General features: G+C 38.3%; 4 protein-coding genes. 2 read left to right on the top strand and 2 right to left on the bottom strand.

All coding sequences use genetic code 11. The annotated features are described in order from the left end of the window. Both F3G70_RS08765 and F3G70_RS08760 read left to right on the top strand, forming a co-directional pair. The coding region (locus tag F3G70_RS08765) for an Ig-like domain-containing protein (RefSeq protein WP_188118130.1) at positions 1–3,896 on the top strand (3,896 nt) is incomplete at its 5' end. Between the two features lie 436 nt (positions 3,897–4,332). Continuing rightward, on the top strand, positions 4,333–9,882 hold the full coding sequence (locus F3G70_RS08760; RefSeq protein WP_188118129.1) for a C1 family peptidase: 5,550 nt from the start codon (positions 4,333–4,335) through the stop codon (positions 9,880–9,882). Between the two features lie 244 nt (positions 9,883–10,126). Here the strand turns inward: F3G70_RS08760 and F3G70_RS08755 are convergent, their stop codons facing one another. Together F3G70_RS08755 and F3G70_RS08750 are read right to left on the bottom strand one after the other, a co-directional pair. Then, the gene (locus F3G70_RS08755) at positions 10,127–10,693 is read right to left on the bottom strand and encodes a transposase (protein ID WP_188118128.1); all 567 of its coding nucleotides are present in this window, start codon (positions 10,691–10,693) and stop codon (positions 10,127–10,129) included. A gap of 8 nt (positions 10,694–10,701) precedes the next feature. Further along, positions 10,702–11,445 carry a hypothetical protein gene (locus F3G70_RS08750; protein ID WP_149732329.1) on the bottom strand — a complete coding sequence of 248 codons (744 nt, stop codon included), beginning with the start codon at positions 11,443–11,445 and terminating at the stop codon, positions 10,702–10,704. Positions 11,446–11,557: the final 112 nt, after the last annotated feature.

The raw sequence follows: 11,557 nt of genomic DNA, 5'->3' as shown, positions 1-11,557 counted from the left end.
ATGTTTCAAATTCAAACATTACCGGAACATATATTAACAACACTGCATCAAATGCAATAATCCAATTCAGTTACGATGAGGATTTGGATGCTTATATTACAAATGCAATTTTCTTAAACAACAATTGCACATATGAAATTTATGCCCCTACCCCTGGTGTTGTGGTAAAAGATAGCTGGTTTGGAAATAATGCAAGCAATTATATGAATAAACCAAATATTAATAATAATATTACAATAGATAACTGGCTGTTTTTAAATGCTACAGCAGATCTTACTTCAATTTTAGTTTTCGATTCATCAGATGTCCTATTCAAATTATACTCAACAAACGGTACATATATTTATGAATATGAGAACAGCAAATTACCTGTTGTTAATTTAACGTTAACTGCAACTAATGGTGAGGTTTCAAACAGCACTACATTAGATAAATCCGCTGAATATAGAGCAACCAAAGTTGGTCAAGGCAGCGTAACTGCAAGTGTGGAGAATGCTGAATATACAATCTTTTTTGATAACAATAAAAGGAGTGTTGATTTGTCTGTTAAAATTGAGCCTCAAGAGATTAGTTATGGTGAAAACACTTCAGTCATTCTTGATTACAACAGTACTGCAACAGGAAAAGTCAATATTACTTTAACAGGTAAAAAGTACAATAAAACATTTGAAAATCTTGATTTGAATAAAACAATTCAGCTTCCAGATAATATTCTGCCGGATGAATACGAAGTCACTGTCTCATATTCCGGTGGTGATGTATTTTTAAATTCATCCGCTACTGGAGCTTTAACTGTTAATAAGCTCAAATCAGATATTAAAGTAAAATCCCATGATATTTATGTCAATGATACAAAAGGCGTAATGTTTACTGTTACTTTACCGGAAAATGCAACGGGCAACTTAACCATTAGCAATGGTGAAATGTTGAATGTATCACAAATCGGCATAAAAGACAATGGATATTTAATCGTGAATATAACGAACAGTGCTTATTCTGTTGGCCAATACAACTGGACATTCACCTATTCAGGTGACGACATTTATGAAAACTCTGAAGCTAAGGCTACGGCCAATATCTTAATTATTCCGACTGAAATCATTGCAAATACCACTTCCAGTTTATTTGTTGATGATACAGCACAGATTACTTATAATTTAACACCATGTGATGCGGTTGGCATTATTAAATTCACAAGCAATGATACAAGCGTAGTTGAAGTTGATCAAGACGGAAACATCAAAGCAATTGGTGAAGGAAAGGCCATTATTACAGTAACATTTGAAGGCAGCAAAAACTACACTGCATCAAGCACAAATGTAACCTTAACTGTTAGCAAAATTGCTACCGAAATTACTCTGACAAATGTGACTATTGAATTGAAAGCATATCAACGTATTGGTGATTTAGCGGCATTATTCCCTTCAGAGGCTGGAAATCTTAAATACGTATCAAATAATGAAGATATTGTCCTGGTATCAGATGACGGCATTATCTATGCTCGCAAAAATGGTACTGCCACAGTTACTGTTTCATTTGCAGGTGACGATAAGTACAAGGCGGCCGAAAGCAAAAACATAACGGTTACTGTAACATTGAATGATGCGAGCGTCAGCGTTGAAAACGACACGATAGATTTATATGTTGATGATACTTGTATTATTAACGCTACAGCCAATCCACGTTTCCTGGCTGTTTACTATGCCTCAAGCAATGAATCCGTTGCTAGTGTTACTGAATACGGCAATGTGAAAGCCGTAGGCGAAGGTACAGCCATTATTACATTAACTGTAGGTAACGGTGAAACCTATGCCGTAAATTCTACAAATGTGACCGTTACTGTAAGCAAAATATCTACTGAAATTATTATTGAAAATGAAACTCTTGATTTGAAGGTTAATGATAAAGTTGATAGTGGTGTTAGTTTAAATCCTTCAGAGGCAGGTAATTTAACTTATATAATAAGTAATTCTTCCATTATTAAATTATTGGATAATCAGATTATCGCTTTAAGTGAAGGCACAGCCACCATTACCTATTCATTCAATGGCACTGACAGGTATGCTGCGGCTGATAATAAAACTATCACAGTCGCTGTCAGCTTGAATGATGCCAGTGTCAGCGTTAATAATGCTACTTTGGAGTTATTTGTTGGTGATAATTTCACTATTGTTGCCGATACTCTTCCTGCCGGTTTGAATGTTACTTTTGTTCAGGATGATTCCGGTGTTTACCTTGTTGATGAAAATGGCTTAGTTACCGCTTTGAAAAACGGTACTGGCAATATTCTTGTTAAAGTCGGCGGTGATGGTGTTTATGCTGAGAATTCAACTGAAATAGCCGTTACTGTAAGCAAGGTTCCTACTGTAATCAATGTCGATTCTGCTTCATTGGACTTGTTTGTTGGTGGTGATACTGTTATTGTTGCTAATCTGACTCCTGATGATGCAGGCAATGTTACTTTCACATCCAGTGATGATTCTATTGTTATTGTTGATGATCAGGGCAATGTCATTGCTGATGCTAAAGGCACTGCAATTATTACTGTCAGTTTTGCCGGGGACAATAAATATGCCGCTGCTGAAAGTAAAAATATCACTGTTAATGTCAGCTTGAATGACGGCAGCGTTACTGTTGAAAACGATACTTTGGACTTGGAAATCGGTGAAACCTATAAAATTAACGCTACCAAAAATCCGGATACGATATTGCTTGATATTTCATATTCGTCCAGCAACAGCTCTGTTGCCAGTGTAGATGAAAACGGTACGGTTACCGCAGTCGGTGAAGGCACTGCAGTCATTACGGTTGAAGTCGGTGACGGCGAAATCTATGCTAAAAACTCAACAAACGTTACGGTAAACGTTAAAGACAAAACTATAAACGTCTCCGCTCCGGATGTTGAAAAATACTATGGTGGAAATGAAAGCTTTGTTGTAACTGTGACGGATTCACGTGGTAATCCTTTGGCAAACAAAAGTGTTGAAATCACTTTAAACGGTGCTGAATACAACAGAACCACTGATGCAGACGGTATGGCAAGCATTGCACTTAACTTAAACAGCGGCGTCTACAATGTTACCGCAACTGTGGATAACGTTGGCGTTAACTCCACTATAACCGTCAAGTCAACGGTCAATGGAAATGATCTTGTAAAAGTATTCAGAAACGCTACTCAGTTTTATGCTGATTTTAAGGACAGTGAGGGTAATTACCTTGCCAAAGGAACCATGGTTTCATTCAACATCAATGGTGTCTTCTATAACCGTACGGTTGAGGAAAACGGCCGTGCAAAGCTCAACATCAACCTAGAACAAGGAAACTATATAATCACTTCCATGAACACGGTTACCGGCGAGAATGCGGCAAACAACGTCACTGTCATTGCAAGGCTCGTTGAAAACAGTGACCTGGTAAAATACTACAGAAATGCATCCCAGTACACTGTTAAAGTCATTGGTGATGACGGAAAACCGGTTGGTGCAGGCGAAACGGTATCATTCAACGTTAATGGAGTACTGTACAACCGCACAACTGATGAATCCGGAATAGCTACGCTCAACATTAACCTGCATCCGGGCGACTACATCATTACCGCCGAGTATAAGGACTGCAGGGTATCCAACAACATTACTGTTCTTCCGGTATTGAATGCCACTGACTTGACTAAAAAGTACGGTACTTCTGATCAGTTTGTTGTAAATCTGGTTAACGGCACGGGCGCTCCTTACGCCGAGCAGATTGTGTCTTTCAACATAAACGGTGTCTTTTACAAGGGGGTAACTGACAGTGCAGGTCAGGCCAAGTTAAATATTAACCTTATGCCTGGCGAGTACATCATTACCTCAAGCTACAACGGAACAAACATAGCAAATAAAGTTACCGTTAGAAGTTAGGGAATCAGATTTCCTTAACTTTTTTACTTTTTTTCATGTAGATAACACCAATCTTATTATTGTTTCCATTAATTAACATTTATCATTTTAGCTTTTCATTTGATTAAACTGCATTATTTTAAGTAAACCATGCTTTTAACCTCATGTCTTTTTAATTATTCGGGGCAGTTTTTTGTGCCGATAAATCGGGGTTTTGCGTTGCGGGCGAAAATTGCCGGGTCATTGATTTTTGAATATTTTTCAATTTTTCGCATATTAACTGGCTAATTGCAAAAAAATGCTTTCTGTTTTTCATTTATCTGGAAATCAAATGTATAATTTTATAAATTATATTGTACATAGAATATTTTAACTGAAAATAATTTTTGGGAGATTTGCCTTTATGAAAATTCGATATTTGCTTAGTTTTTGCTTAATCCTGCTTTTTTTAATGTCAATGTCTGCCTCATCGGCAACTGAAGACGTTAATCAAACGTCAGGATGTGATTTATTGTCAACAGGCCTATCTGATGATGCGATAGGCGCGTCAAATGATTTGGATGTATTATGTGCTGGTTCAGGTACATATTCAGAGCTTTCAAATGAGATTGCTAATTTGAGTTCTGCTAAAAGCATCATGTTAAAATATGATTATTATGAATATGATTCGGGAGATACCATTTCCATCGCTGTTGCCGACAGCGTCATTGACGGTAACGGTGCGGTAATCGACATGGCCGGATCGAATATTCAAGCTTTCAATGTAAGCGCTTCCGGAGTGACAATCAAAAATCTGACAATCAAAAATGTTAACTATGATGGCGGAGGCGGTGCAGTTTGCTTTGTCGGTTCGGGTACTGTAGCAAATTGCAATTTCACTGATAACAAGGCATACAATGGAGGGGCAATTCTCTTTAATGGCCAAGGCAATGTGGAAAATTGCAGTTTCACAGGCAATGAGGCAATCTTTAGTTTTGACAATATCGATATCTTATATTATTTTGGCGGAGGAGCAATGTTTGTTGAAGGAGGCAGCATGACTTTGAAAAATTGCAATTTCACAGGCAATTCCGCCGATATGGGGGCCGCAATTGCCACTTATCAGGTGAACTCCATTACGGTTGAAAACTGCAACTTCAATGAAAACAATGCTGAAATGATTGGAATAGTGCTGATAGATGGGGATTCAGTTAATATTGTCAAATCCAATTTCACAAATAACCGTGCAATGGCTCAATCAGCACTGAGCATATCCATTGCCCGCAATTCATCCGTTGACGGGTGCAGATTTGAATATAATGCGGCATCCAGTATCATGGGATCATTATGGGTTACCGGAAACACAATTATTAATAATACTTTTTTCATTGGAAATAGGGCGAAGGAATATGGTGCGCTCTATCATGGCCATGACACCTATGCCAGCCAGACAAGCGTATTGAATTGCTGTTTCATCAACAATACTGCCGATAAGGGAAGCGCAATCTGCGGCTTGGATAATCTGTCTGTCATTAACTCGACGTTTGAAAATAATAATGGAAATGACCGCATATTGATTTTTGAAGAAAAAAATATCTATTCCTATTTATCAAAAAATAAAATCACCGGAGATTCACGGATAATAATTGACAGTCTGGATTATGTCGCATCCCCGATAACTGCAGTCATAGCAGGGAATTCGACTTATGACGTCTCGTTCGGTGAGGAAAAAGTGGTGCCTGTGAGCTTAACCGACGATATGGGAAATGCCGTTCAGGTCAATCAACTGACATTGCTCATAAACAATGAGAAAAAATCATTGAAAACCTCTTTCAATTCCGATACCTCGGAAAATGAGGCAGCGGTGGTGTTTACCCAAGTTGGCGAAAACATTGTAAGCATTACATGCGAGGTGGATAATGAATTTCTAAACACAAGCACGTCCGTTTATAATGTGAAGGAAAATTATTCGATATCTACATTTTCGCAACTTGCAAAGCTAATCGATGAGGCTTCAGGCAATTCAGTAACGCTTGATTATGATTATATGCACCTTTCCAATGAAACTGATTATATTGAAGGCATTGTGATTGATAAGGACAATTTCACAATCAACGGAAACGGACACGTCATCAATTCCAACCTTGAGGCAAGGATATTTAATATTTCGGCAAACAACGTCACATTAATCAATATCACTTTCAAAAACGCCATTGCAGACAACGGCGCAGCAGTCTATGCTCGCGGCGATTTGACAATAGTCGATTGTGAATTTGAAAACAATACGGCCAATAAGATGGGCGGAGCTGTCTTTGCAGACAATGTTAATGTAGTTGATTCCATTTTTAAGGATAATCGTGCCGGAGCAAACGGCGGAGCGGTTAAAGCAAACTGCATCCTCATTGAAAAATCATCGTTTGAAAAAAACAGGGCTTCACGCGGAGGAGCGGTTTACGGTGACGAAAACGTTAATGCGACCGATTCCACATTCAAATCCAATTTTGGAATTTACGGCGCAGCAATAGGGGGTGAAAACGCCTTAATTGAAAACGCAACAATCATTGACAATGGGGGAGATAGCGGTTCGGCGGTATTTATCACCGGCAGCGTTAAAATAAGCGGTTCCGATTTTTCAAACAATTATGCTGCAGGCGCGCTCTGGGCGGCAGACATTGAAATATTCAACTCCACATTCAACAACAATTCCGGAAAATCCAATATTGTAAATGCAAAACGGGACCTTAAAATCATCGGTTCACATTTCATGAACAGTCATTTTTCCTATTTCGGAGCGATACGGGCTGGCGGAAACTGCATTATTGAAAACTCCACATTCAATTCAAGCAGTGCGAAAAATGGGGGAGCAATATATTTGGTTAATGAAAATGGCGATGATTTGATTTTAAGAATCGAATCAAGCGAATTTATTAATTGCACTTGCGAAGATGGAGGCGGCGCATTATACTGCGATTCATATGACGTTTATCTAAGCAATGTAAGCATAATCGACTGCCATGGCGTTATGGGCGGAGCAGTCAATCAGCGTTCAGGCAATTTGACACTGATAAACTCCAGGATAACTGCCAATGGCGCAGGCTATGGCGGAGGCCTTTATTTAAATAATGTCTCATTGGCAATGGTGAACACAGTCTTTAAAGACAATTGCGCTGAAATTTTTGGCGGTGCAATCTATCTGATTTGCGATTCTCCTTCGATAGATGAGATAAACACTACCTATGAAAACAACAGGGCTAAAATATGCAATGACACGGCAATCATTCTCTATAGAATTCCCGATAACGTTATAATCACAGGCAAGGATTATGCATTTTTCACAGGCAATTATTCAGACGTCACAGATTTGCCGGAATATTACAATCTGAATGATTACAACCAGACAACTTCCGTTAAAAACCAGGGAAATGAAGGAAACTGCTGGGCTTTTGCAGTAATCGGAGCATTGGAATCAGACATTCTGAAAGGCAACGGAACCGTATTTGACTTTTCTGAAAATCACATGAAAAACATAGAATCCAATACCTCTCCTTTCGGATGGAAGTATGATCCGAATTGCGGAGGGGATAATTTCATGGGATTGGGTTATCTTTCGGGCTGGTTCGGTCCGGTTCCCGAGGAGCTTGATCCTTATTTTGACAGCAGCACTTTTTCACCGCTTTTGGATAGCGTTATCCATGTTCAAAATGCAATAAATGTTTTCAAAGGAAATTCCACAGATTATCGCGAAATTAAGGAAGTCATAATGAAATATGGAGGAATCGTCGCAGCCATTCACGTGAACATTACGGATAATGAAACGCACTCCCAATACTCTACAAAATCTGTCATGAACCATGCAATTGTTGTCGTGGGCTGGAATGACAGCTTTGTGGTTCCGTACGCTCCAGGACTCGGCGCATGGATTGCGAAAAACAGCTGGGGGCCTGAATGGGGAGATAACGGTTACTTCTACATTTCATATTACGATAAAAGCATTTTCCTCAATGAATTCCTGCGCTCATTCGCAGTGGTTTTCAACAGCAGCGTAAGATTTGAGAGAAATTATCAGTATGATTTGGGTTTCACGAATTTCCTGCACAACGGCACCTCTTCTGCCCGCTACAGGAACGTTTTCAATGCAAGCGACAATGAACTGCTGGCCGGAGTATCCACATACTTTGAAAAGGACAGCAATTGGGAACTGGACATTTATGTAAACGATGCCTTGAAATTAACTCAGGAAGGCTATTCCAAATCCGGCTACTGGACAATTGAGTTAAGTGACATGATATCCCTGAAGCCGGGAGATAAATTTGAAGTAATGTTTGAAATAACCGGCGAGGATGTTGGCGTGCCGATAAGCAACACGGAATCATTTGCTAGAAAATATTACGCAAATAATGTCTCATTCATAAGTTTTGACGGTGAATCATGGATTGATTTAAGCAACTATACCTGGCAATCTCCAACGTCCTCAATAACCACTCAGGTCGCATGCATCAAGGCGTTCACTATTTTAACTCCTCTCAATACCACATTGTCATTAGCGGCCGGGGATGATGGCGTGACTGCTCATGTCGCTGACCAGTACGGTCATGACCTTATGTCCGGTAAAGTCGTGTTCAACATTTCCGGCGAGGTGATTGAGGCCGATGTTGCGCAGGATGTTTGCCTGGCGCCCGGCGAGTATTATATCGAAGCGGCATATGCCGGAGATTGCAATTACGGACCTTCGAAAAGCGATGGAATATTCGTTATCTCAAAAAGGTCATTCGCTGCAAATGTCACCCAAAACGCTTCACTCGTTAGCGTTGAAGTTCCTGAAGATGCAACGGGCAATATTTCATTGTCTGTCTGTGATGAAACCCTTGTCTCACCTATTGAAAACGGAACTGCGTCATTTGACTTGAGCGGCATTCCTTCCGGCGACTACAATGCGACCGTCAGCTATGGCGGAGATGATTTCTACTGCGGATTTGAAATCGTCTGTCCGCTTTCCATTGAAGATGAATTCGTTTTAACTGCGGACGATTTAACCAAATACTATGGCGGGCCTGAAAGATTCGCCGCAAGCCTCACGGACCGTGAAGGCAAAGCCGTTTCAAATGCCAGCATAACCATTTCCCTTAACGGCGTTGATTATATTCGGCTCAGCGATGAAAACGGTTCGGTGTCAATGGCAGTTAATTTAAATTCCGGCGAATATCCGGTCGTTGTCAGTTACAACGGAACTTCCGTAAATGCGACAATCACTGTCTTGGCTGGCGTCAACGGAACAGATGTCGTTAAAGTGTTCAGAAACGCCACGCAGTACTGCGCCACTTTCCGTGACAGTGAAGGCAACTACCTGAAAGAAGGTACTGCAGTCAGATTTAACATCAACGGCGTAATGTATGATCGTAAGGTATCCGGCAATTGCGGTATGGCAAGGTTAAACATCAATCTGGAGCAGGGAGAATACGTTATCACTGCAATAAATCCTGCAACCGGTGAAAACTCGGCGAATAACATTACCGTATTGTCCAGACTCGTTGAAAACGCAGACATTGTCAAATACTACAGAAACGCAACGCAGTACACAGTTCTGGTAATTGGTGATGACGGAAAGCCTGTGGGCGCCGGCGTAACCGTTAAGTTCAATATCAACGGCGTCTTTTATGGGCGAGTTACTGATGAGTCTGGCATTGCCAAGCTGAACATTAACCTGCAGCCCGGTGACTATATCATAACTGCTGAGTATGGGGGATGCATGGTTTCAAACTACATTATTGTTCTTCCAGTCCTCTCTGCCGATAACCTGATTAAAAAACAGGGTACTCCAGATCAGTTCGTTGCAGCGCTTGTTGATGGTACGGGAGCTCCTTATCCCGGTCAAAGCGTGACATTCAACATCAACGGTGTCTTATACAATAGGGTAACTGACAGTTCGGGTCTGGCTAAACTGAACATTAACCTTATGTCCGGCGAGTACATCATTACCTCAAGCTACAGCGGAACAAACATCGTAAATAAAATTACCGTTACAAGTTAGGGAATTAGATTTCCTTAACTTTTTTTTTTATTTTTTTGAGTGTTGGCAGAAATTATTTAATTGTGAACATTTTTCATTTCCTCCTTTTTTATCAAACTAGTTTTTCATGTTAAAGATATGAATCTTATTGAACTAATAACTGAATTTAAATCCATATTTTTTTCTTTAATGAGATTAAATAATCTTATTAAATTATATGATGCCACAATGGTGAACATCAGGTTCTGGACTCTTTTTAATCCAGTTAGGGAATATCATCGTGATGATAAATCCTTTTAAAATTCCCATTATGTGCCTCTACAGTTTTAGAACGTAATTTATAATCTTTTATTCCTTCTTCTGTAGACATTAATCGTTCAGTTTTGTATGTAACCTCATGTACATACCGTGTTATGGTTCTATGGTTTCTCTTAAAGCAGATTCCTGCATATTTGCAATTTTTGCATGCTAAATAGTTAGAATAGACCAATTTAATTTTATTTCCACCACCTTTTTCTGCTGGTGCTTTATAAGCACCATCAAGTGTTAATTCTTGATTTTCGGGACAGATAAAAACATTTTTATATTCATCAAATACCAAATTATCAATAGCAAATAGATTTTCTGGTAAATTATTATAATTCTTTCTATTTTGCTGTGATGTTGGAATTAAAGCAGATATTCCCAAATTATCTAAATAATTCAAATTTGCTAACGTTAAATAAATCATATCGGCACTAATTTTGCTTGGTTTGGAATTTGAATTAGTGAGGATTTGATTCATTAATGCAGGAATTTGATAATGGCCTGTTGGATTTTGAACGGCATTCACTCCACAAATCAATTTAGATTGGGTAATGTTCCCAATTGAATATTTAATGAAAATTTAGGATATTTTTGGCCATTATCCTTTGTTTTCATTAATCTAGCATCATAATCATTTATAGCAAGCGATGTTTGACCTGAATAATCAAGTAAACGCCACCAATGGAAAAGAATATTCACTTTTTCTTCATCTGATTTTGATATATCATTTAAAAATTTCCTTGCTGTTCTTCTGAGCTTCTTAATTTCGTCTTTTGTTAATTTTTCCACCATATAATGTTTTATTAATAAACTAATGTCTTTTTCTTTAATTATATTGAATGGTGAGTTATATGCTTTTTTAATCGTACCGTCAATTGCTATATGTTCATAATCAGTTAAACCAATTCTATGTGCTACAATCAATATGAAACTCATAATTAATTGGTAAATTCCTTGGAAATGCTTACAATAATCTCGTATGGTTTGATCATTGGATTCTAGGCCATGTGAAATCATACTGTACAACATATTGTATCTGGCATTATAAGATAATGTTACAGAACTCGTTATTTTATTAATATATCCATAAAAAATTAGTTTTACCATATCCTTGAGGTTAAAAGGTGGTTTTCCAACATTTGATACTTTTCGTTCAATTTTAAAGAAATTAAACGCACCATCAACAATTGTCGAAGCGAAATACATAAGCTGAAATTCATCCTCCATTTTGCCAATTTCACAACTAAAATCTCTCAAAATTTTGCTATCTGAAATCATAGATATCAAAACTCCATATATTTATCTCAATAATTATAAAATTAATTATAATTAGTTATATATTTGTAATTACTAATATAAATAGATTTTAATAACTTATAGTAAGAATAAA

Origin of the sequence: Methanobrevibacter millerae (genome assembly GCF_900103415.1) — an archaeon.
GTDB lineage: Archaea > Methanobacteriota > Methanobacteria > Methanobacteriales > Methanobacteriaceae > Methanocatella > Methanocatella millerae.
Note: the sequence above shows the minus strand (reverse complement) of the source record. Positions and strands in the feature narration are given on the sequence as shown.